Consider the following 22,074-nt stretch of genomic DNA (forward strand, 5'->3'; position numbering starts at 1 on the left):
AAGCCGCGAGGCCCGCATCCCTGAGGGTGCGGGCCTCGCGGCGTCCCGGCGTGCGGGCGGGCGTCCTCAGAGGAGCCGGAGGCCCCAGGTCACCACGTGCTGCGCGACGCCGTCGGTGCCGCCGGCTGGGGCGAGGCGCACGAGACGGTCGCCCGTGTTGAACGCATCGGCGATGCAGCTCATGGGCTCGACGGCGAGTCCCTGGCGGCGGTACTCCACCGCGTCGAGGTGGTCCCCGGTGCAGACCTGCCAGGTGTCCATGGAGTCGTTCGTCCAGATCGCGGCCGTGCGACCGTCGGTCCCGGTGAGCCTGCCCCAGGAGAGTCCGTCGCCGTCGCGCGTGATGCCGGTGAACGCGTCGTCGATGTCCGTGGTGCCCACGGCGCGCGCCGAGCGGAAGTCCAGGTGCTGCGGCAGGTCCTCCTCGCCGACGGGCAGCAGCCGCTCGTCGGGTCGGATCCACCGGGTGGCGTCGAGGCTGAAGGTGGCGTCCTCCAGGCCACCTTCGCCCGGCGAGAGCCACGGGTGGAAGCCGACGCCGTAGGGGGCGGGGGAGTCGCTGAGGTTGCTCGCGTGCACCGTCACGGCGAGGCCCGGCCCCGACAGCGTGTACGTCACCGTCAGCAGCAGCGACCAGGGGTAGCCCGCCACCGGGACGGTCTGCAGGCTCAGGACCACCTCGGTCGTGCTCGCGTGGGCGAGGTCCCAGCGCTGGTGCGTCACGAGGCCGTGCAGCGCGGTGCGGCGCTCCACCTCGGTGATCGGGAGCTGGTAGGAGACGCCGTCGAAGGTGTAGGCGCCGTCGGCCAGCCGGTTGGGCCACGGTGCGAGGATCGCGCCGTGACCGGCGGGTGCGAGGTCGCTCTCGGGGTAGGAGGAGATGACGTCGCGGCCCGCCACGGTGAAGGAGCGCAGCGACGCCCCCACCTGCGTGACGACGGCGGTCGCGTCGGTCTCGGGGTCGTGCAGGACGTGCTGGAACCCGGTCGGGGGAGGGTGTTCATCGCTCCACCCTAGGGGCGGTCGGGCGACGCGCACCGGCCCGTCCACGCCGGTACGACGAAGGGCCCCCGGCCAGCGACGAGGCTGACCAGGGGCCCTTCGGTTCGGTACCCCCGACTGGATTCGAACCAGCGACCTTCTGCTCCGGAGGCAGACGCTCTATCCACTGAGCTACGGAGGCGCGACACCGGATCCGGGGCGGGAGCGGGGCCCGCGGTGGAGTCTCGATGACGACGCACGAGCCTACCAGCGAAGCGGCGGATCGCTGAATCACGCCGGAAGCGGCCGATCGCCTAGGGTGAGGGCGATGACTGCTGGAGGGCGATCGTGAGCGACGGACCGCGACGGGACGACAAGGAGGACGAGTCCCGCTCGTCCGATCCCTACGGCTACCTGTCCGGGGCGGGCGACGACGCCGCCGGGTACCTCCCGAGCGACGTCGCCCGGGAGCGGCCCTTGTCGGTACCCGACGAGGATCGCGCCGCGCCGACCTCCGCGTCCGAGGCCTCGGGGCAGCCCGACGACGGCCCGCTCGAGATCACGGTCGGGATGACCCGGCGCGAGCTGCGGGAGCTGCGTGCCCGCCGCGCCGAGCGGGCGGCCGCTGCGGCTGCCGCCGACGACGGCCCCGGGGGCGACGGCGTCGCCGAGGTCTCCGGCGCCGACGACGACGCTCGCGGTGTCCGGGACGACGAGGCCACGGGCGAGTCCGGCGCGAAGGCCGGGGAGGGCCGTGACGGCGCCTGGGCCTCGACCTGGCCGGTCCCGGCCACCCCCGCCGCGCCGACCGCGCCGTCGGCCTTCGGGACCGCGGGGGAGAGCGACGCGATCGCTGGCGCGGCCGGCGCCTCTGCCGCGAACGGCCCCTGGGGTTCGCCGGCGACGCCTGCCTCGTCGCCGGAGTCCATCGCCCCCGGCTGGCACGACCCGGCCGCCCGGCGTCGTGGCGGCCGGCGCACGCTCTGGATCGTGCTCGGCGTCGCTGTCGTGCTCGCGGCGGCGATCGCCGTCGTGCTCACGCTCGTGCTGGGCGGGAGCTCGGACGAGCCAGAGCCGCAGCCGACCACCACGACGGCGCAGGAGGAGGCCACGGGTCTCGCGGCGCTGCTGCCGGCCACCGTCGTGGGCGGGGTGAACTCCGAGGACGGCTCGACCGGCGTCACCTACACCCTGACCGAGGCCGGCCTCGTCGAGAACCCCGTGCCGCCGCAGGGGGCGACCGAGTCGCTGACCGGGGAGTACACCGGTGGCGAGGTGCCCGTGTCGCTCACGGCGTCGAGCTTCGCCTCCACCGAAGAGGCGCTCGCGGCCGCGACGGCGCAGGCCGACCAGCTCGGCACCCCGGTCGACACCGGTGTCGTCTTCCCCGACGACGACCTGGGCACCTACTGGATCTTCAACACCGACGGCCTGGTCACGATCGTGTGGAACGACGGCGCGGAGGGCGCCTACACGGTCGTCTCCGAGGAGACCGCCGACGCGCTGGGCTTCTACAACGGTCTCGAGTTCTGACGTGGGCGCGATGCCGACCCCTGGCCCGCGACCGCCCGTCGCACCCCGGCCGGCGACGTCGAGATCGGTGGCGTCGCGCTGGCGGCGCTGGCGGAGGACGCGACCCCCGTCTACGTCCTGGACGAGGCCGACGTGCGCGCGCGCGCCCGCGTCTACCGCGACGCGTTCACGGCCGCGTGCACGGAGGCCGGCACCCAGGTCGACGTGTACTACGCGGGCAAGGCGTTCCTGAGCGTCGCCGTCGCCCGCTGGATGACGCAGGAGGGGCTGCGGATCGACACCGCGAGCCTCGGTGAGCTGACCACGGCGCTGCGCGCCGGCGTCGCGCCCGGCGACATCGGGCTGCACGGCAACAACAAGTCCGACGCCGAGATCGACCTCGCGCTGCGGAGCGGCATCGGCCGGATCGTCCTCGACTCGCTGCCCGAGGTGGCGCGCGTGGCCGAGGCGGCCGCGGCCCTCGGCGTGCGGGCCCCGGTCATGGTCCGCGTCACGACCGGGGTGCACGCGGGCGGGCACGAGTACATCTCCACGGCGCACGAGGACCAGAAGTTCGGGCTCTCGCTCGCGGCGCCCGACGGCGAGGACAGCCCGGCGACCGCCGCGGTCCTCGCGGTCCTAGCCCGTCCCGAGCTCGAGCTCCTCGGCCTGCACTCCCACATCGGCTCGCAGATCCTCGACCCCGCCGGGTTCGGCGTCGCCGCGCGCGCCGTGATGACGCTGCGAGCGGAGATCGCCCGACGCACCGGGGTGCTCGTGCCCGAGCTCGACCTCGGCGGCGGGTTCGGCGTCGCGTACCTGCCCGGGGACGTGCCGCTCGACCCCGAGCGCGCCGCGAAGGAGATGGTCGCGGCGCTCGCCGACGCGGGCCGCGAGCTGGACCAGCCGCTGCCGCGCCTGTCGATCGAGCCGGGGCGCAGCATCGTCGGCCCGGCGGGCGTCACGCTCTACACGGTCGGCACGGTCAAGCCCGTGCGCACCGACGACGGCAGCGTGCGCACCTACGTCGCGGTCGACGGCGGCATGAGCGACAACATCCGGCCCGCCCTGTACGGAGCGGACTACCACGCCGAGATCGTCTCTCGCGCCTCGGACGCCGCGCCGACGCGGTGCCGCGTGGTCGGCAAGCACTGCGAGAGCGGCGACATCGTGGTCCACGACGTCGCGCTCCCGGGCGACGTCGCCGCGGGCGACCTGCTCGCCGTCGCCGTCACGGGCGCCTACGGCCGCTCGATGGCCAGCACCTACAACCTCGTGCCGCGCCCCGGTGTCGTGGCGGTCTCCGGCGGCGTCGCGACGCCGATCGTGCGCCGCGAGAGCGTCGAGGACCTGCTCGCGCTCGACCTCGGCTGAGGTCGCGCGGCGACGGCGCTGAGACGGCCCCGCGCCGTCGCGAGCCACGCCGTATCGTGAGCCCGTCACCCGCCCCGCTCGAAGGAGTCGCCGTGCCCGACGCGCCCACCAGCGCACCCGACGCCCGCCCCGACCTGCGGGTCGCGATCCTGGGGTGCGGCACGGTCGGCACCCAGGTCGTGCGGCTGCTGACGGAGCAGGCCCGCGACCTCGGGGCCCGGATCGGCCGCGGGCTGCGCGTCACCGGCGTGCTCGTGCGCGACGTCGAGGCCCCGCGCGACCCCTCCTTGCCCCGCGAGCTCCTCACGACCGACGCCGCGGCGCTCGTGGCCGACGCCGACCTCGTCGTCGAGCTCCTCGGGGGCACGACGACGGCGCGCGACCTGGTCCTGGCCTCGCTGCGGGCGGGTGCCTCGGTCGTCACGGCGAACAAGGCCCTGCTCGCCACCGCCGGACCCGAGCTGTACGCCGCGGCCGACGCGGCCGGCGTCGACCTCCTCTTCGAGGCCGCCGTGGCCGGCGCCGTTCCCGTGGTCCGCGGGGTGCGCGAGTCGCTCGCGGGCGACCGCGTCGAGCGCGTGCTGGGCATCGTGAACGGTACGACCAACTACATCCTCGACGAGATGACCACGCGGGGGCTCGACTTCGACGTCGCGCTCGCGCAGGCGCAGGAGCTCGGCTACGCGGAGGCGGACCCGACCGCCGACGTCGAGGGGCACGACGCCGCGGCCAAGGCCGCGATCCTCGCCTCGCTCGCGTTCCACACCCGCGTCGCGCTGGGCGACGTCGCCTGCGAGGGCATCACGGCCGTCACGGCCGACGACATCGCCGCGGCCCGCGAGGCCGGGGGTGTGGTGAAGCTGCTCGCCGTCGCCGAGCGCGTCAGCTCCGGTGACCAGGGCGCCGAGGCCGTCTCCGTGCGCGTCAACCCGGTGATCCTCCCGGCCGCGCACCCGCTCGCCGGTGTCGGCGGCGCCTACAACGCCGTCGTCGTCGAGACCGAGGCCGCGGGCCGACTCATGTTCTACGGCCAGGGTGCCGGGGGTGCGCCGACGGCGAGCGCGGTGCTCGGCGACGTCGTCGCCGCCCTGCGCCACCGCGCGCACGGCGGGCGGGCGCCGGCCGAGAGCGCGCACGCGGCGCTGCCGCTCGCGACGCCCGCCGACGTCGTCGCCCGCCTCCAGGTGCGGCTGCGCGTCGACGACCGCCCCGGCGTCCTCGCCCACGTCGCGCAGGCCGTCGCCGAGCACGGCGTCTCGATCGAGTCGGTGCACCAGCGGGTCGCGGGCGACGGCGAGGCGGTGCTCGCCGTCGTGACGCACGAGGCCGACGAGGCTGCGCTGCACCGCACGGTGGAGGCGCTGCGCACGACCGAGGGCGTGCGCGAGACCGTGTCGGCCTACCGCGTCGAGCGCGCGTAGCACCGACGTCCCCCGACAGCCCGCACGAAGCCCGCCCTCACCAACGCACCCCAGGAGACACCGATGGCCCACCAGTGGCGCGGACTGATCGCCGAGTACGCCGAGCACCTGCCGATCGAGCCGGGCGAGCCCGTCATCACGCTCGGCGAGGGCGGGACGCCGCTCGTGGCCTCGGCCGCGCTGTCGGAGCGCACGGGGGCTCGCGTGCACCTCAAGGTCGAGGGCGCGAACCCGACGGGCTCCTTCAAGGACCGCGGCATGACGATGGCCGTGTCCAAGGTCGCCGCCGCCGGGGGAGCGCTCGTGCTGTGCGCCTCCACCGGGAACACCTCGGCCTCGGCCGCCGCGTACGCCGCGCACGCGGGCCTGCCCTGCGCCGTCGTGCTCCCGGCGGGGAAGATCGCCGCGGGCAAGCTCGCGCAGGCGATCGTGCACGGCGCGACGCTGGTCTCGCTCGAGGGCAACTTCGACGACGGGCTGCGCGTGGTCCGCGAGCTCGGCCAGCGCCCCGACGTCGCGCTCGTGAACTCGGTCAACCCCTACCGCCTGCAGGGGCAGAAGACCGCGGCGTTCGAGATCGTCGACGCGCTCGGCGACGCCCCGGACATCCACGTGCTCCCGGTCGGGAACGCCGGCAACATCTCGGCCTACTGGATGGGCTACCGCGAGTACGCGGTCGCGGGGCACGCCACGCGCACCCCGCGGATGTGGGGCGTCCAGGCCGACGGCGCCGCACCCTTCGTCAAGGGCGAGCCGGTGGAGAACCCCGAGACGATCGCGACGGCGATCCGCATCGGCAACCCCGCCTCGTGGTCGCTCGCGACGGCGGCGCGCGACGAGTCGGGCGGTCGGATCGACGCCGTCTCCGACGCCGAGATCCTCGACGCGCAGGCGCTGATCGCCCGCGAGGTCGGGGTGTTCGTCGAGCCGGCGTCGGCGGCCTCGGTGGCCGGGCTCCTGGCACGCGCCGCGGCCGGCGAGGTCCCCGCGGGCGCCACGATCGTGTGCACCGTGACGGGCAACGGCCTCAAGGACACGGCGACCGCGCTGGGGGAGACGCCGATCGACCCCGTCGTGGTGCCGCCGACGACCGCCGCGGTCGCCGACGCGCTGCGGCTGGTCTGAGGATCGGCCGGACCGCCGAGTGAGGACCGCCGCATGAGGATCGCTAATGACTCCGTCCGGGTCCGCGTCCCCGCCACGAGTGCCAACCTCGGCCCGGGGTTCGACGTGCTCGGGATCGCGCTCGGCCTCCACGACGTCGTGGAGGTGCGCGCGACCGCGGGCGCGACCCGCACCGCGGTGCGCGGCGAGGGTGCGCAGACCGTGCCCGACGGCGAGGACCACCTCGTCGTCCGCGCCGTCCGGGCGGGGCTCGAGCACGCGGGCGCACCGCAGGTCGGTCTCGACCTGTCCGCCTACAACCGCATCCCGCACGGGCGCGGCCTCGGCTCGTCGGCGGCCGCCGTCGTGGCCGGACTCGTGGCGGCGCGCGGCCTGATCTCCGAGCCCGAGGCGCTCGCCGACGACGTGGTCCTCGAGCTCGCGACGGCGTGGGAGGGGCACCCGGACAACGCCGCCGCCGCGATCTACGGCGGGGCGACGCTCGCGTGGGCGCCGGGTGCGGCTGCGGGTGAGACGGCGCGTACCGTGCGGGCCGAGCGGCTCGACGTCGACGCCGCCCTCACCTGCACGGCCTTCATCCCGGCCACGGAGCTCGCCACGAAGGTCGCGCGCGGGGTGCTGCCCGACGTCGTGCCGCACGCCGACGCGGCATTCACCGGATCGCGCACCGCGCTGCTCGTGCTCGCGCTGGCGGGCCGCACCGACCTGATGATGACGGCGACGGAGGACCGGCTGCACCAGCCGTACCGCCGCGACGTCCTGAGCGACTCCTCGGAGCTCGTCGACGCGTTGCGCGCCGCCGGCCACCCGGCCGTGATCTCGGGGGCGGGGCCGACCGTCCTGGTGCTCGGCACGGTGCCCGAGCGGCTGGAGTCGGCCGTCGTCGCGCGGGGCTGGCGCGCCGTGCGCCTGCCGGTCGACCACGCGGGGGCCGCTGCCGTGTAGTCTGGTGGTGCACCGCGCGGATCGATCGGACTCATCGACGCACGGCGGCATCCACCGAACGGCCACCGGCGCTCCGCCGTGGTCCCCGTCGGCTCCCACCGGGTGAACACCATCGCGGTGACGAGCGGCGAGACGACCTGTGGCCCCACTCCTGGGTGCCGCGGGCATGCGATCCACCGCCAGGTGCTTCCGAGCCCCTGCCGCCGGCATCTCCGAACGCAGCGGCCGGAACCCCACGACTTCGCGCCACCCGGGCGCACCGCAAAGGACACTCGTGACCGACACCACCGACGCTGCCGCCTCGCGCGGCGGGTCCCTCAGCACCCTCCGTCTCGCCGAGCTGCAGCAGGTCGCCAGCGGCCTCGGCATCTCCGGGACCTCCAAGATGCGCAAGGGCGACCTCGTGACCGCCATCCGCTCGGCGCGCGGCGCCGGCGGGAGCGCGTCCTCCGCGCCCGCGCGCTCCGCCGAGCGCGCGCCCCGCGCCGCGCGCGCTGCCGGCGACGACGCCGCGGCTGCCGCACCGGCGACGGCGCAGCCCGCGGCGTCGTCGGCCCCCTCCTCCGACTCGGCGCGGGCCGAGCGCGCCGCCGACGGCGAACCCCGCCGCGGGCGTGGGCGTCGCGAGGGTGGCGCGCCCGACCAGCGCACCTCCGAGCAGCGCACCTCCGAGCAGGCCACCTCGTCGGATGCGGCCGCGGCCGATCGCGGCGAGCGGTCCGAGCGTGCTCGCCAGTCCGACGGTGCCTCGACCGACGGCGACGGCGGAGGTCGCCAAGGCGGGCGTCGTCAGCGCGACGGCGGCGGGCGCCAGGGCGGGCGCCGCCAGGGGCTGGACGACATCAAGCTCCCCGAGCCGCGCAGCGAGGACGAGGCCGGCCAGACCGCACAGGGCGGCCAGCCCGGGCAGGGTGGTCAGCAGGGTCGTGGTGGCCAGGGCGGCAACCAGGGTCAGCGGGGAAACCAGGGCAACCAGGGCGGCCAGAGCAACCAGGGCGGCCAGAACCAGGGCGGCAACTCCGGTGGCCGGCAGCGCACCCAGGACATCTTCGACGACGAGCCCGGCGGGCGCCGTCGTCGCGGCCGTGATCGCTTCCGCGACCGTGATCGCGACCGCGGCGGCAAGCGACGCGGCGGTCGCGGCGACGCGCCGCTGACCTACGACGAGGTCGAGCTGTCGGACGACGACGTGCTCGTGCCCGTCGCCGGCGTCCTCGACATCACCGACAACTACGGCTTCGTGCGCACGTCCGGCTACCTGCCGGGGTCCGACGACGTCTACGTGCCGCTCGGCCAGGTGAAGAAGAACGCGCTGCGCCGCGGCGACGCCATCACCGGCGCCATCCGCGCCCCCGCGAGGGCGAGCAGCAGGGCGGCGGCCAGGGCAACCGCCAGAAGTACAACGCGCTGGTCCGCCTCGACACGGTCAACGGCATGCCGGTCGACAAGGCCCGCAACCGACCGGAGTTCGGCAAGCTCACCCCGCTCTACCCGCAGCAGCGTCTGCGCCTGGAGACCCAGCCGCAGGCCATCACGGCCCGCATCATCGACCTGGTCTCGCCGATCGGGAAGGGCCAGCGCGGCCTCATCGTGGCGCCCCCGAAGGCGGGCAAGACGATCGTGATGCAGCAGATCGCGAACGCGATCACGACGAACAACCCCGAGGTCCACCTCATGGTCGTCCTCGCGGACGAGCGTCCCGAGGAGGTCACCGACTGGGAGCGCACGGTCAAGGGCGAGGTCATCGCCTCGACGTTCGACCGCCCGCCGTCCGACCACACGATCGTCGCGGAGCTCGCCATCGAGCGCGCCAAGCGTCTGGTCGAGCTCGGCCAGGACGTCGTCGTGCTGCTGGACTCCCTGACGCGACTCTCGCGCGCCTACAACCTGGCGGCTCCGGCGTCGGGCCGCATCCTGTCCGGTGGTGTGGACGCCTCGGCGCTCTACCCGCCCAAGAAGTTCTTCGGTGCGGCGCGCAACATCGAGCGGGGCGGCTCGCTCACGATCCTCGCGACGGCGCTGGTGGAGACCGGCTCCAAGATGGACGAGGTCATCTTCGAGGAGTTCAAGGGCACGGGGAACATGGAGCTGCGGCTCTCGCGCCACCTGTCCGACAAGCGCGTCTTCCCGGCGATCGACGTCAACGCCTCGAGCACGCGCCGCGAGGAGATCCTGGTCGCGGCCGACGAGCTGAAGATCATCTGGAAGCTGCGTCGGATCATGGGTGGCCTCGAGCAGCAGCCCGCGCTCGAGCTGCTGCTGGGCAAGGTCCGTGAGCTGCCGACCAACGCCGAGTTCCTCATGACCGTCCAGAAGACGACCCCGTCGGTCCCGAACCAGACCAACGAGCTCGTCGGCTGACCGCGAGAGGTTCTCTGACCCTCCCCGAGAGGTTTTCCGACACCGCGGGGAGGGTCCGCAGCCCTTCGGCGAGCGTCAGGAAACCTCTCGGCGAGGGTCCGCAATCCTCTCGCGGAGGGTCGGAAAACCTCTCGCGAGGGTCGACTTGACGGGTCTGGCAGAATACTTGTCGGCTTCCGGTTCACGTCCCTCGCTCCGCAGGTGGCGACCCGGCAGCACCCCACACAGGAGGACTCCATGAAGAGCGGTATCCACCCCGAGTACGTCGTCACCGAGGTGACGTGCACGTGCGGCAACACCTTCACCACCCGCAGCACCGAGAAGTCGGGCAAGATCAGCTCCGACGTGTGCAGCGCCTGCCACCCGTTCTACACGGGCAAGCAGAAGATCCTCGACACGGGTGGTCGCGTCGCGGCGTTCGAGCGCCGCTTCGGCAAGAAGGCCGCCAACTAGCGACCTCGGCGAGCGCCGGCACCCCTGCGGGTGCCGGCGCTCGCTTCGTCTTTTCCGCCCCGGAGCTCTTCCGCCCGGAACCCCGGCCACCCGCAAGGAGATCGCGTGAGCGAGGACTTCGCCGTCGTGCACGGCCTGCTCGAGGAGTACGCCCAGCTCGAGCGCGACCTCGCCGACCCCGAGCTGCACGCGAGCCCCGGGCGCGCGAAGAAGGTCGGCCGGCGCTACTCCGAGCTGGGCCGCGTCGTCGGCGCCTACCGCGCGTGGCGCAGCGTCGTCTCCGACGCCGAGGCCGCCGCCGAGCTGGCCGACGAGGACCCCGACTTCGCCGCCGAGCACGCCGAGCTGCTCGCGAAGGTCGCGCCCGCTGCGGACCACCTGCGCCGCGTGCTCGTTCCGCGCGACCCCGACGACGGCCGCGACGTCATCCTCGAGATCAAGGCCGGCGAGGGCGGGGAGGAGTCCGCGCTGTTCGCGGGCGACCTGCTGCGCATGTACACGCGCTACGCCGAGCGCCGCGGCTGGTCCACGCAGGTCATCGAGTTCACCGACTCCGCGCTCGGCGGCTACAAGGACGTCCAGCTCGCCGTGAAGTCGCGCGGCAACGCTCCGGAGGAGGGGGTCTGGGCCGCCCTGAAGTACGAGGGCGGCGTCCACCGCGTGCAGCGCGTGCCCGTCACCGAGTCGCAGGGCCGCATCCACACCTCCGCGGCCGGCGTGCTCGTGCTGCCCGAGGCCGACGACGAGGGCGAGGTCGAGATCGAGCAGAACGACCTGCGCATCGACGTCTTCCGCTCCTCGGGACCGGGCGGCCAGAGCGTCAACACCACCGACTCCGCCGTCCGCATCACCCACCTGCCCACCGGCATCGTGGTCTCGATGCAGAACGAGAAGAGCCAGCTGCAGAACCGTGAGGCCGGGATGCGCGTGCTGCGCGCCCGCATCCTCGCCGCTCGCCAGGAGGCCGCCGACGCCGCGGCCAGCGAGGCGCGCCGCAGCCAGGTCCGCACCGTCGACCGCTCCGAGCGCATCCGCACCTACAACTTCCCCGAGAACCGCATCGCCGACCACCGCACGGGCTACAAGGCCTACAACCTCGACGCGGTGCTCGACGGCGACCTCGACCCCCTGCTCGCCTCGGCGATCGAGATGGACGAGGCGGCACGGCTGGCGGCCGCGGGGGAGCGGTGACGCAGCCCGACCTGCGGTCGATGGTCCGGGGCGCCGCCGGGATCCTGGCCGAGGCGGGCGTGCCCTCGCCCGAGCACGACGCGCGCGCGCTCGCGACCCACCTCCTCGACGTCCCGCACCTCGCCTACGCCCCGGCCGAGCTCCCGGACGACTTCCGTGCCGACTTCGCCGCCCTCGTCGATCGCCGACGGCGCCGCGAACCCCTGCAGCACATCGTCGGTCACGCCGCGTTCCGGCACGTGACGCTGGCCGCCGAACCCGGCGTCTTCGTCCCGCGGCCGGAGACCGAGGTGGTCGCGCAGCACGGCGTCGACGCCGCGCTCGCCGTCGCGGCGGCCGGGCGCGAGCCCCTGCTCGTCGACCTGTGCTGCGGCGCCGGCGGGATCGCGGTCTCGCTCGCCGTCGAGGTGCCCGGCGCGCGCGTGATCGCCGTCGACGCCTCGCCCGAGGCCGTCGCCCTCACCCGCCGCAACCACGCCGCGAACGCACCCGAGGACGGCGCCGGGGTGCGCGTGGAGCAGGGCGACGTGCGCGACCCCGCACTCCTGGCCGACCTCGACGGCACCGTCGACGTCCTCGTCTCCAACCCGCCCTACATCCCGCCCGACGCCGTCCCGAACGAGCCCGAGGTGCGCGAGCACGACCCCGATCTCGCGCTCTACGGGGGCGGCGCCGACGGGCTGGAGGTGCCGCGCGCCGTCGTGCTCACCGCCCGCCGCCTGCTGCGCGGCGGGGGAGTGTTCGTGATGGAGCACGCCGAGGTGCAGGCGGCCGCGGTGCGCGCGATCACGAGCGCCGCGGGGTTCGTCGACGTGACGAGCTTCACCGACCTGACGGGTCGGGACCGGGGCGTGCGCGCCGTCGCTCCCTGAGGCGCCGCGCCGCGCGCCAGGCGAGCCACCCCACGGCGATCCCGACGGCGTCCGCGGCCAGGTCCGCCAGGTCGCCCGTCCGGTCGGGCAGGAACAGGTGCTGGACCACCTCGCTCGCCACGGCGTTCAGCGCGACGAGCGCCAGCAGCAGCCGCGGCCGGACGCCCGCCAGCAGCCCGGTGAACGTCAGCGCGGCGAAGCTGGCGGCGTGACCGACGAGGTCGGGGCGCAGGCCCAGGGGCAGCTCGACGCCGGGCCCGGGCACCGCGGGGGCGTACATCGCCCAGAGGTTGACGGCGAGCGCGGCGGCCAGCAGGAGGCGGCGCAGCACGAGGGTGGATCGAGGCGGCACCCCGGCAGCCTGCCACGTCGGCCGGCGGCAGCCGTGGGAGGATCGCTCGCGTGACCATCCTGCCGTGCACCCCGCAGCAGCGCGCCGCCAGCATCGAGCAGGCGACCACCGTGCTCTCCACCGGCGGCCTCGTCGTCCTCCCGACCGACACGGTCTACGGGATCGCGGCCGACGCGTTCGACGCCGACGCCGTCGCCGCCCTGCTGGCCGCCAAGGGCCGGGGCCGGCAGATGCCGCCGCCCGTGCTGGTGGCCACCCCCGCGATGCTCGACGTGCTCGCGGTCGACGTCGCGCCCGCCGCCCGCGCGCTGGCCGAGGCGTTCTGGCCCGGCGCGCTCACGATCATCGTCCGCGCGCAGCCGACGCTGACGTGGGACCTGGGGGAGACGGCCGGCACGGTCGCCCTCCGCATGCCCGACCACGAGGTCGCGCTCGACCTCCTGCGCGCGACCGGTCCGCTCGCCGTCTCCTCGGCCAACCGCACGGGTGCGCCTGCGGCCACGACGGCGCAGGGCGCCAAGGACCAGCTCGGCGCGCGCGTCGCGGGCTACCTGGACGACGGTGAGGCCCCCGGCGGGCAGCCCTCGACCATCGTCGACGCGACGGGTCCGCGCTTGCGGATCGTGCGCGACGGCGCGATCGACCGCGCGCGGCTCGCCGCCGTCGTGCCCCACCTGGGGGAGGTCGAGGAGGCTGCGCAGGTCGAGGAGGTCGAGGAGGTCGACGTCGTCGACGTCGTCGACGGCGAGGCCACCGACGAGCCCGCCGCCTCCGACGAGGCGCGCGACGGCGACGCGGGGCAGCCCGGGTGAGGATCTACCTGCTCGTCATCGCGCTGGCGGCGGCGGTGACGTTCGTGGCCACCCCGCTCGTGCGCGTCCTGGCCCGCCGCGTGAACGCCGTGACGCCGCTGCGCGACCGGGACGTCCACACCGTGCCGACGCCCCGCCTGGGCGGGATCGCGATGCTGGCGGGATTCGCCGTCGCACTTCTCGTGGCCTCGCGCACCGAGTTCCTCGGCGACGTGTTCACGATGTCGAACCAGGCGTGGGCGATCCTCGGTGCTGCCGGGCTGATCTGCGTGCTCGGCGCCGCGGACGACATCTGGGACCTGGACTGGATGACGAAGCTCGTGGGCCAGGTGCTGTGCGCGGGGCTCATGGTCTGGCAGGGCGTCCAGATGGTCACGGTGCCGCTGTTCGACTCGATCGCCATCTTCTCGCCGCGGATGCTGCTGGCGATCACGCTGCTCGTGGTGCTGGTCGCGATCAACGCCGTGAACTTCGTCGACGGGCTCGACGGTCTCGCCGCCGGGCTGGTCGCGATCGGCGGTGTGGCCTTCTTCGCCTACACCTACTACCTCACGCGCTCGACCGAGGCGGACTACGCCAACCTCGCCACGCTCGTGATCGCGGCGGTGGTCGGGGCGTGCCTGGGGTTCCTGCCGCACAACTTCTACCGCGCCTCGATCTTCATGGGCGACTCCGGGGCCATGTTCCTCGGGCTGACGGTCTCCGCGGCCGGCATCGTCGTGACGGGCAACATCGACCCCGGCGCGTCGTCGCAGCTCACGGGTCTGGTGGGGCTGCCGGCGTTCCTGCCGATCCTCCTGCCGGTGGCGGTGATGCTGGTGCCGCTGGTGGACCTGGTGTTCGCCGTCGTGCGGCGCATCGCGGCGGGCAAGTCCCCGTTCGCGGCCGACGGGCAGCACCTGCACCACCGCCTCATGCAGCGCGGGCACTCCCACCGCCGCACGGTGGTGATCCTCTACGGGTGGACGGCGATCTTCGCGGCCGGCGCCGTCGCGCTGGCGTTCCTGCCCCTCGTGACGGTGCTGATCGGCCTGGCGGTGGGGGTGGCGATCGGAGTGGTGCTGACGGCCGTGCCCCTGCCCGTGCGGCGCACCCGTCACCGGCACCGCCACGTGCGGACGCCGGAGCCGCACGCCTGACGGCGCACCGGCGCGCGCCCGAGCCCTCCCCGTCGGGCCGTCACGGCCCCGTGGGAGACTGAGGGCATGGTTGCCACCTCCACCCTGACCGCGCTCATGCGCACGATCGTCCGACGCCAGAGCATCGTCAGCGCCGTCATCGTCCTCATCGGCGCCGTCGTCGGGGTGCTGGCCGCCCAGACCCCGGGCCTGTGGGGCGCGGTGCTCGGGGCCGTGATGGCGGCCATCCTCGTGGGGACCACGAGCCTGAGCCTGTGGGGCGCTGTGGGGCGCGAGCCGCAGATCCTCCTGCTCATCGTGCTGGGCTCGTGGATCGTCAAGATGGTGCTGATCATCGCGATCCTGCTGGTCCTGCGAGAGGCGGACTTCTACGACCGCTACGTGCTCGCCGGCGTGCTCGTCAGCGTCGTCCTCGCGGGCGTCGTCATCGACATCCACGCCGTGATGACGGCGCGGCTGACGAACGTCGAGGTGCCCGAGGCGAAGGTCGACATCACCGACTGAGGGTGTCGCTCGGAGGCCCGTCGGAGGGTGCTCCCACCGGCCCGGTCCGGGCCGGGAGGGGCCCACGATCGGGTAGGCTGTTCAAGGAGATCACCTGAGACCATCACGGTGAGCCGTCACTGACCTGTTCACCGACGACGCACGCGGGAGTTCCCCCTGTTCACGAGTTCTCAGATCCTCGCCGCCGAGGGTGATGGCTTCAAGGCGCCCGGTCTGGAGGAGTTCTTCCCTCCGGCCATCTTCTTCGAGGGGACCCCTTCGAGTTCAACCGCATCATGATGGTGCGCGTGATCATGGCCGTGGCCCTGATCCTCATCCTCTGGCTGGCCACCCGCCGCGCGAAGCTCGTGCCGGGCCGCGCTCAGGCCGCCGTCGAGTTCGTCCTCGACTTCGTGCGCGTCCAGATCGTCGAGCAGATCCTCGGGAAGGTCAACGGTCGCCGGTTCACCCCGATGCTGACCACGATCTTCTTCACGATCATCGCGATGAACATCTCCGGCGTGATACCCGCGCTGAACATCGGTGGCACGTCCGTCGTCGGGCTCCCGCTGCTGCTCGCGCTCTGGGTCTACGTCATGTACCTCGCGACCGGTGTGCGCAAGCACGGGGTGGTGGGCTACCTCAAGACCAGCCTCTTCCCGAGCAGCGTGCCCTGGTACATGTACCCGATCGTCACGCCGATCGAGATCCTCCAGGTCTTCATCCTGCGGCCCGCGACGCTCGCGCTGCGACTCCTGGCGAACATGCTCGCCGGACACCTGATGCTGGTGCTCTGCTTCGCCGGCACGAACTTCCTCTTCTTCGAGGGGGCGGCCTGATCAAGCTGACCGGTGTCCTCGCCCTTCTAGGCGGCTTCGGCATCACGATCTTCGAGGTCTTCATCGCGATCCTGCAGGCCTACATCTTCACGCTGCTCGCGGCGATCTACCTGAACATGTCGCAGGAGGAGGAGCACTGACCTCCGCCTGCGCCACCCGCTCCATCTGACCCGCTCCACCGCCGACCCACCCGCACCGGGAATCGGACTGCACCTACAGACGCCGCACACGGCGCCAACCGGAAGGAACCCCCTGTGGACAACTACGCTGAGCTCACCGGAAACATCGCCACCGTCGGCTACGGCCTGGCGACCCTGGGCCCGGGTATCGGCCTGGGCATCCTGGTCGGCAAGACCGCCGAGGGCATGGCTCGCCAGCCCGAGGTCGCCAACCGCCTCTTCTCGACCATGATCATCGGTGCCGCCCTCGTCGAGGTGCTCGGTCTGCTGGGTCTGGTCGCCGGTCTGCTCTTCACGTGAGTTCCGGCATGGACGAGGTGATCCTCGCGGAGAGCACCAACATCCTGCTTCCCGCGATGTACGACGTCGTGTGGTCGGCGGTCGTCCTGATCCCGATCGCGATCTTCTTCTTCAAGTACCTGATGCCGAAGATGACCGCGATCCTCGACGAGCGCGCCGAGAAGATCGAGGGTGGCCTCGAGAAGGCCGCCCAGGCGCAGGCCGAGGCCGACGCCGCCCGCTCCGAGCGTGACGCCGAGCTCGTCGCCGCCCGCCAGGAGGCCGGTCGCATCCGCGAGGAGGCCAACGGCGAGGGCAACGAGATCGTCGCCGAGGCCAAGAACAAGGCCCAGGCGGAGGCGCAGCGCATCGTCGAGAACGCGCACCGCCAGATCGAGGCCGAGCGCCAGCAGGCCGTGACGTCGCTGCGCGCCGACATCGGCTCGCTCGCCACCGACCTCGCCTCGCGCATCGTCGGGGAGTCGCTGGCCGACGACGCGCGTCAGTCCCGCGTCATCGACCGCTTCCTGGCGGAGCTCGACGAGACGAGCGCGAACGGCGCGACCCCGGTCGCGTCGGTCGCAGAGACGGAGAAGTGATGCGCGCGACCAGTGAGGCCTCGCTCTCCGCGGCGGACGAGCGGTTCACGCCGATCCTCGACGCCGCCGGCGAGGGTGCCCGAGAGCTCGGGGAGCAGATCTTCTCCGTGGTCGACGCGCTCGACGGCTCGGTCTCCCTGCGTCGCGCGCTCACCGACCCCACCCGCAGCGGTGACTCCAAGGCCCAGCTGGCCACGGGTCTCCTGCGCGGCAAGGTGCACGACGACGTCGTGGACCTCGTCGCGGGCCTGGCCCGCTCGCGCTGGTCCGCGGACGCCGACCTGCCCGAGGCGCTCGAGGAGCTCGGCACGACGGCGGTGCTCGTGGCCGCCGAGGCGCGCGGCGACCTGCTGCGCGTCGAGGAGGACCTGTTCCGCCTCGGTCGGATCCTGGCGGGGGAGCGCGACCTGCGCGTCGCGCTCGCCTCCACGGACGCGACCCGGGAGCAGCGCGTCGCGCTGTCCGACCGCCTGCTCGAGGGTCAGATCGCTCCCGAGTCGCAGGTGCTCGTGCGCCGCACCGTCGGCGCGCTGCGCCAGCGGACGGTGACCACGCGCCTGGCGCGCATCGCCGAGCTGGCCTCGGCGCGTCGGCAGCGCGTCGTCGCGTCCGTCCTCGCGGCCACGCCGCTGACCTCCGCCCAGGTGGAGCGCCTGACCGCGACGCTGTCGCGCATCTACGACACCGAGGTGCACGTGAACGTGGCCCTCGACCCGAGCATCGTGGGCGGGTTGCGCATCCAGGTGGGCGCCGAGGTCGTCGACGCCACCGTGCTGTCCAAGCTTGCCGAAGCCCGACGCCGCATCGCCGGCTGAGCTGCTCACCCCCACACCCCGCGCCCGGCGCGAGAGACGAGAGAAGGAACCGATGGCTGAGCTCACGATCAAGCCCGAGGAGATCAGGGCTGCGCTCGACACGTTCGTCAGCTCCTACACCCCCACGACCGACGCTCGCGAGGAGGTGGGTCGGGTCACGCTCGCGGCTGACGGCATCGCCGAGGTCGAGGGGCTGCCCGGCGCCATGGCCAACGAGCTGCTCACGTTCGAGGACGGCACGCTCGGCCTCGCGCTGAGCCTCGACGTCCGCCACATCGGTGTGGTGGTCCTCGGTGAGTTCACCGGCATCCAGGAGGGCCAGGAGGTCCGCCGCACGGGCGAGGTGCTCTCGGTGCCCGTCGGTGACGGCTACCTCGGCCGCGTCGTCGACCCGCTCGGCGCGCCGGTCGACGGCCTCGGCGAGATCGCCACGAGCGGTCGCCGCGCCCTCGAGCTGCAGGCTCCGGGCGTCATGGCGCGCAAGAGCGTGCACGAGCCGCTGCAGACCGGCATCAAGGCGATCGACTCGATGATCCCGATCGGCCGCGGCCAGCGTCAGCTCATCATCGGCGACCGCAAGACCGGCAAGACGGCCATCGCGCTCGACACGATCCTCAACCAGAAGGCCAACTGGGACTCGGGCGACCCCGAGAAGCAGGTGCGCTGCATCTACGTCGCCATCGGTCAGAAGGGTTCGACCATCGCCGCGGTGCGAGGCGCCCTGGAGGAGGCCGGCGCGCTCGAGTACACGACGATCGTAGCCGCCCCCGCGTCCGACCCGGCCGGGTTCAAGTACCTCGCCCCCTACACCGGCTCGGCCATCGGCCAGCAGTGGATGTACGAGGGCAAGCACGTGCTCGTCGTCTTCGACGACCTGTCGAAGCAGGCCGAGGCCTACCGCGCCGTGTCGCTCCTGCTGCGCCGCCCGCCGGGCCGCGAGGCCTACCCGGGCGACGTCTTCTACCTGCACTCCCGCCTGCTCGAGAGGTGCGCCAAGCTCTCCGACGAGCTCGGCGCCGGCTCGATGACCGGCCTGCCGATCATCGAGACCAAGGCCAACGACGTCTCGGCCTACATCCCGACCAACGTCATCTCGATCACCGACGGCCAGATCTTCCTGCAGTCGGACCTGTTCAACGCCAACCAGCGGCCCGCCGTCGACGTCGGCATCTCGGTGTCCCGCGTCGGTGGTGCCGCGCAGGTCAAGGCCATGAAGAACGTCTCGGGAACGCTGAAGCTCACGCTCGCCCAGTACCGCTCGCTCGCGGCCTTCGCGATGTTCGCCTCGGACCTCGACCCGGCCTCGCGCCAGGCGCTGGCCCGCGGTGAGCGTCTGACGGAGCTGCTCAAGCAGCCCCAGTACTCGCCGTACCCGGTCGAGGACCAGGTCGTCGCGATCTGGGCCGGTACCAACGGCTACCTGGACGACGTCCCCGTCGCCGACGTGCTGCGCTTCGAGCGCGAGATGCTCGACCACGTGCGCCGCACCACCGACGTCCTGGGGGCGATCGCGACGACCGGCAAGCTCGACGACGCCTCGCTCGAGGCGCTCAAGAGCTCGATCCAGTCCTTCGCGCCGACCTTCCAGACCTCCGACGGCGACCTCCTCGGCAGCGACGAGCAGGTCGACGACGAGGGCCTGGACGTCGAGCAGGAGCAGATCGTCACGCAGAAGCGGGGCTGAGCTGTGGCAGGTCAGCAGCGCGTCTACAAGCAGCGGATCAGGTCGACCCAGACCCTGAAGAAGATGTTCCGCGCCATGGAGCTCATCGCTGCCTCCCGCATCGGCAAGGCCCGGGCCCAGGCCCAGGCCGCGGCGCCGTACTCGCGTGCGATCACGCGCGCGCTGTCGGCGGCCGCCACGCACGGCGACGTCGACCACCCGCTCCTCTCGGAGCGCGCCGACACCTCCCGCGTGGCGGTGCTCGTGCTCACCGCGGACCGCGGCATGGCGGGCTCGTACAACGCCAGCGTCCTGCGTGAGGCGGAGAAGCTCCTCACCCGCCTCACCGAGGAGGGCAAGCAGCCCGAGCTCTACGTCGCGGGTCGGCGCGGGGTCGGCTACTTCACCTTCCGCGGTCGCGAGATGGTGCAGACCTGGCTCGGCAACTCCGACGCCCCCGCGCTCGAGCGGTCCGTGGAGATCGCCGAGACCCTGCTGGAGGCGTTCCGCGCCCCGGCGGAGGACGGTGGCGTGAGCGAGATCCACCTCGTCTACACGCGGTTCGCGTCCATGGTCAGCCAGGAGCCGCGCGTCGTGCGCATCCTGCCGCTGGAGGTCGTCGAGGGCGTCGCTCCCGCGGGTGATGGCCCGGTGCCGCTGTACGACTTCGAGCCGTCGGCCGAGGTCGTGCTCGACTCGCTCCTGCCGCGCTACATCCAGGCGCGAATCTTCACGGCGATGCACCAGGCCGCGGCCTCGGAGCTGGCGGCGCGGCAGCGCGCCATGCACACGGCGACCGAGAACGCCGAAGACATCATTCGCAACTACACCCGACTGGCCAACTCGGCCCGGCAGGCGGACATCACCCAGGAGATCAGCGAGATCGTCTCCGGTGCCGACGCCCTCGCCGGCTGATCGCCGACCGAGCTACTGACAAGGACAACCATGACTGCTGAAGCTGCCGAGGCTCCCACGACGGTCGGCGCCGGTACGGGGCGTATCGCCCGGGTGAACGGCCCCGTCGTCGACATCGAGTTCCCCTCGGGCACCCTGCCCGAGATCTACAACGCCCTCACCGCCACGATCGATGTGGGCGACGCCGAGGGTCCGACCACACTGACGCTCGAGGTCGAGCAGCACCTGGGTGACAACCTGGTGCGCGCGATCGCGCTGAAGCCGACCGACGGTCTGGTCCGCGGCGGCGAGGTGCGCGACTCGGGCGGCCCCATCACGGTGCCGGTCGGCGACGTCACCAAGGGCCACGTCTTCAACGTCATCGGCGAGCCGCTGAACGTCCCGGCCGACAGCCTCGAGATCACCGAGCGCTGGTCGATCCACCGCAAGGCGCCGGCGTTCGACCAGCTCGAGTCGAAGACGCAGATGTTCGAGACCGGCATCAAGGTCATCGACCTCCTCACCCCCTACGTCCAGGGCGGGAAGATCGGTCTGTTCGGTGGCGCCGGCGTCGGCAAGACCGTCCTGATCCAGGAGATGATCCAGCGCGTCGCCCAGAACCACGGTGGTGTGTCGGTGTTCGCCGGTGTCGGTGAGCGCACGCGTGAGGGCAACGACCTCATCGTCGAGATGGAGGAGGCGGGCGTCTTCGACAAGACCGCCCTCGTCTTCGGCCAGATGGACGAGCCGCCGGGCACGCGTCTGCGCGTGGCCCTGTCCGCCCTGACGATGGCGGAGTACTTCCGCGACGTCCAGAAGCAGGACGTGCTGCTCTTCATCGACAACATCTTCCGCTTCACGCAGGCCGGCTCCGAGGTCTCCACGCTGCTGGGCCGCATGCCCTCCGCCGTGGGCTACCAGCCGAACCTGGCCGACGAGATGGGCCTCCTCCAGGAGCGCATCACCTCCACGCGCGGTCACTCGATCACCTCGCTGCAGGCGATCTACGTCCCCGCGGACGACTACACCGACCCGGCGCCGGCCACCACGTTCGCGCACCTCGACGCGACCACCGAGCTCTCGCGAGACATCGCCTCGCGCGGTCTCTACCCGGCCGTGGACCCGCTGGCCTCCTCCAGCCGGATCCTCGACCCGCAGTACGTCGGTGAGGACCACTACCGCACCGCGACCCGCGTGAAGTCGATCCTGCAGAAGAACAAGGAGCTGCAGGACATCATCGCGATCCTCGGTGTCGACGAGCTCTCCGAGGAGGACAAAATCACGGTCGCGCGTGCGCGCCGGATCGAGCAGTTCCTCTCGCAGAACACCTACATGGCGGAGAAGTTCACCGGCGTCGAGGGCTCCACGGTGCCCCTGACCGAGACGGTCGAGGCGTTCGGCAAGATCGCCGACGGGGAGTTCGACCACATGTCCGAGCAGGCCTTCTTCAACATCGGCGGCCTCGAGGACCTCGAGCGCAACTGGGCCCGCATCCAGTCCGAGCTGCGCTGATGGCCGGACGCGGAGAGCTGACCGTCGAGATCGTCGCCCCGGACCGCGTGCTGTGGTCCGGGACGGCGGCGGGCGTCAGTGTGCCGGCGGCCGAGGGCGACATGGGTCTGCTCCCCGGGCACGAGTCCGTCCTCTCGCTGCTGCGCGCCGGCACCGTCCGCGTGCGCGCCACCGGTGGTGGCGCGGCGGAGGAGTTCGCCGTCGAGTCGGGCTTCGTCTCGTTCGACGACGACTCGGTGACCGTCGTCGTCGACGCCGAGGGCTGAGCCGCCT

General features: G+C 72.9%; 21 protein-coding genes, 1 tRNA gene and 2 pseudogenes. 21 read left to right on the top strand and 3 right to left on the bottom strand.

Going from position 1 to position 22,074, the window contains the following annotated elements; all coding sequences use genetic code 11:
- Positions 1-66: 66 nt before the first annotated feature.
- Positions 67-1,038 carry an aldose 1-epimerase family protein gene (locus QQK22_RS03285; RefSeq protein WP_284249381.1) on the bottom strand — a complete coding sequence of 324 codons (972 nt, stop codon included), beginning with the start codon at positions 1,036-1,038 and terminating at the stop codon, positions 67-69.
- Between the two features lie 72 nt (positions 1,039-1,110).
- Positions 1,111-1,183: transfer RNA gene (locus QQK22_RS03290), tRNA-Arg, on the bottom strand.
- 146 nt (positions 1,184-1,329) lie between these two features.
- On the opposite strand from QQK22_RS03290, the gene QQK22_RS03295 reads away from it, so the two are divergent.
- From QQK22_RS03295 to prmC, 9 genes and pseudogenes are all read left to right on the top strand, one after another.
- Positions 1,330-2,514, top strand: a complete 1,185-nt coding sequence (locus tag QQK22_RS03295) for a hypothetical protein (RefSeq protein WP_284249383.1) — start codon at positions 1,330-1,332, stop codon at positions 2,512-2,514.
- An 18-nt stretch (positions 2,515-2,532) separates the two neighbouring features.
- Positions 2,533-3,867: pseudogene (gene lysA / locus QQK22_RS03300) on the top strand (diaminopimelate decarboxylase); the annotation flags it as partial.
- Positions 3,868-3,959: 92 nt separating this feature from the next.
- A complete protein-coding gene (locus tag QQK22_RS03305; RefSeq protein ID WP_284249385.1) occupies positions 3,960-5,288 on the top strand; it encodes a homoserine dehydrogenase in 1,329 nt (442 codons plus the stop codon).
- Between the two features lie 63 nt (positions 5,289-5,351).
- The gene (gene thrC / locus QQK22_RS03310) at positions 5,352-6,413 is read left to right on the top strand and encodes a threonine synthase (protein WP_284249387.1); all 1,062 of its coding nucleotides are present in this window, start codon (positions 5,352-5,354) and stop codon (positions 6,411-6,413) included.
- A gap of 33 nt (positions 6,414-6,446) precedes the next feature.
- Positions 6,447-7,358: a homoserine kinase gene (thrB, locus tag QQK22_RS03315; protein ID WP_284249389.1), complete on the top strand. Its 912-nt coding sequence runs from the start codon at positions 6,447-6,449 to the stop codon at positions 7,356-7,358.
- Positions 7,359-7,632: 274 nt separating this feature from the next.
- Positions 7,633-9,719, top strand: a pseudogene (gene rho, locus QQK22_RS03320) (transcription termination factor Rho).
- A 237-nt stretch (positions 9,720-9,956) separates the two neighbouring features.
- Positions 9,957-10,172 carry a 50S ribosomal protein L31 gene (rpmE, locus tag QQK22_RS03325; protein WP_109230549.1) on the top strand — a complete coding sequence of 72 codons (216 nt, stop codon included), beginning with the start codon at positions 9,957-9,959 and terminating at the stop codon, positions 10,170-10,172.
- 105 nt (positions 10,173-10,277) lie between these two features.
- Positions 10,278-11,363 (top strand): peptide chain release factor 1, encoded by a 1,086-nt coding sequence (gene prfA / locus QQK22_RS03330; protein WP_284249392.1) that lies wholly within the window; start codon positions 10,278-10,280, stop codon positions 11,361-11,363.
- Positions 11,360-12,235, top strand: a complete 876-nt coding sequence (gene prmC / locus QQK22_RS03335) for a peptide chain release factor N(5)-glutamine methyltransferase (RefSeq protein WP_284249393.1) — start codon at positions 11,360-11,362, stop codon at positions 12,233-12,235. The genes prfA and prmC overlap by 4 nt, the downstream gene beginning before the upstream one ends.
- On the opposite strand, the gene QQK22_RS03340 is transcribed toward prmC, so the two are convergent.
- On the bottom strand, positions 12,186-12,587 hold the full coding sequence (locus QQK22_RS03340) for a VanZ family protein (protein WP_284249395.1): 402 nt from the start codon (positions 12,585-12,587) through the stop codon (positions 12,186-12,188). The genes prmC and QQK22_RS03340 overlap by 50 nt on opposite strands.
- Positions 12,588-12,637: 50 nt before the next feature.
- On the opposite strand from QQK22_RS03340, the gene QQK22_RS03345 reads away from it, so the two are divergent.
- The 12 genes from QQK22_RS03345 (at position 12,638) to QQK22_RS03395 (ending at position 22,067) form a co-directional block, all read left to right on the top strand.
- Positions 12,638-13,399 carry an L-threonylcarbamoyladenylate synthase gene (locus tag QQK22_RS03345; protein WP_284249397.1) on the top strand — a complete coding sequence of 254 codons (762 nt, stop codon included), beginning with the start codon at positions 12,638-12,640 and terminating at the stop codon, positions 13,397-13,399.
- The gene (locus QQK22_RS03350) at positions 13,396-14,538 is read left to right on the top strand and encodes an MraY family glycosyltransferase (protein WP_284249399.1); all 1,143 of its coding nucleotides are present in this window, start codon (positions 13,396-13,398) and stop codon (positions 14,536-14,538) included. Before QQK22_RS03345 ends, QQK22_RS03350 begins: the two co-directional genes overlap by 4 nt.
- 66 nt (positions 14,539-14,604) lie before the next feature.
- Entirely contained in the window at positions 14,605-15,042 is a 438-nt protein-coding gene (locus tag QQK22_RS03355) for a Cg1360 family ATP-synthase-associated protein (RefSeq protein WP_284249400.1), read from the top strand.
- A gap of 293 nt (positions 15,043-15,335) precedes the next feature.
- Positions 15,336-15,860, top strand: a complete 525-nt coding sequence (locus QQK22_RS03360; protein WP_348525627.1) for a F0F1 ATP synthase subunit A — start codon at positions 15,336-15,338, stop codon at positions 15,858-15,860.
- 47 nt (positions 15,861-15,907) lie between these two features.
- Positions 15,908-16,000: a hypothetical protein gene (locus QQK22_RS19495; RefSeq protein WP_488803225.1), complete on the top strand. Its 93-nt coding sequence runs from the start codon at positions 15,908-15,910 to the stop codon at positions 15,998-16,000.
- 114 nt (positions 16,001-16,114) lie between these two features.
- Positions 16,115-16,339, top strand: coding sequence for an ATP synthase F0 subunit C (atpE, locus tag QQK22_RS03365; protein WP_284249403.1), 225 nt, complete (start codon positions 16,115-16,117; stop codon positions 16,337-16,339).
- Between the two features lie 8 nt (positions 16,340-16,347).
- Positions 16,348-16,917, top strand: coding sequence for a F0F1 ATP synthase subunit B (locus QQK22_RS03370; RefSeq protein ID WP_284252514.1), 570 nt, complete (start codon positions 16,348-16,350; stop codon positions 16,915-16,917).
- Complete coding sequence (locus QQK22_RS03375) at positions 16,917-17,732, top strand: F0F1 ATP synthase subunit delta (protein WP_284249405.1); 816 nt, start codon at positions 16,917-16,919, stop codon at positions 17,730-17,732. Before QQK22_RS03370 ends, QQK22_RS03375 begins: the two co-directional genes overlap by 1 nt.
- A gap of 52 nt (positions 17,733-17,784) precedes the next feature.
- Positions 17,785-19,416: a F0F1 ATP synthase subunit alpha gene (gene atpA, locus QQK22_RS03380; RefSeq protein WP_284249407.1), complete on the top strand. Its 1,632-nt coding sequence runs from the start codon at positions 17,785-17,787 to the stop codon at positions 19,414-19,416.
- A 3-nt stretch (positions 19,417-19,419) separates the two neighbouring features.
- Positions 19,420-20,310: a F0F1 ATP synthase subunit gamma gene (locus QQK22_RS03385; protein ID WP_284249409.1), complete on the top strand. Its 891-nt coding sequence runs from the start codon at positions 19,420-19,422 to the stop codon at positions 20,308-20,310.
- 30 nt (positions 20,311-20,340) lie between these two features.
- Complete coding sequence (gene atpD / locus QQK22_RS03390; protein WP_284249410.1) at positions 20,341-21,801, top strand: F0F1 ATP synthase subunit beta; 1,461 nt, start codon at positions 20,341-20,343, stop codon at positions 21,799-21,801.
- Positions 21,801-22,067 carry a F0F1 ATP synthase subunit epsilon gene (locus QQK22_RS03395; RefSeq protein ID WP_284249411.1) on the top strand — a complete coding sequence of 89 codons (267 nt, stop codon included), beginning with the start codon at positions 21,801-21,803 and terminating at the stop codon, positions 22,065-22,067. Before atpD ends, QQK22_RS03395 begins: the two co-directional genes overlap by 1 nt.
- Positions 22,068-22,074 lie beyond the last annotated feature (7 nt).

It is taken from the genome of Litorihabitans aurantiacus (genome assembly GCF_030161595.1).
Lineage (GTDB): Bacteria > Actinomycetota > Actinomycetes > Actinomycetales > Beutenbergiaceae > Litorihabitans > Litorihabitans aurantiacus.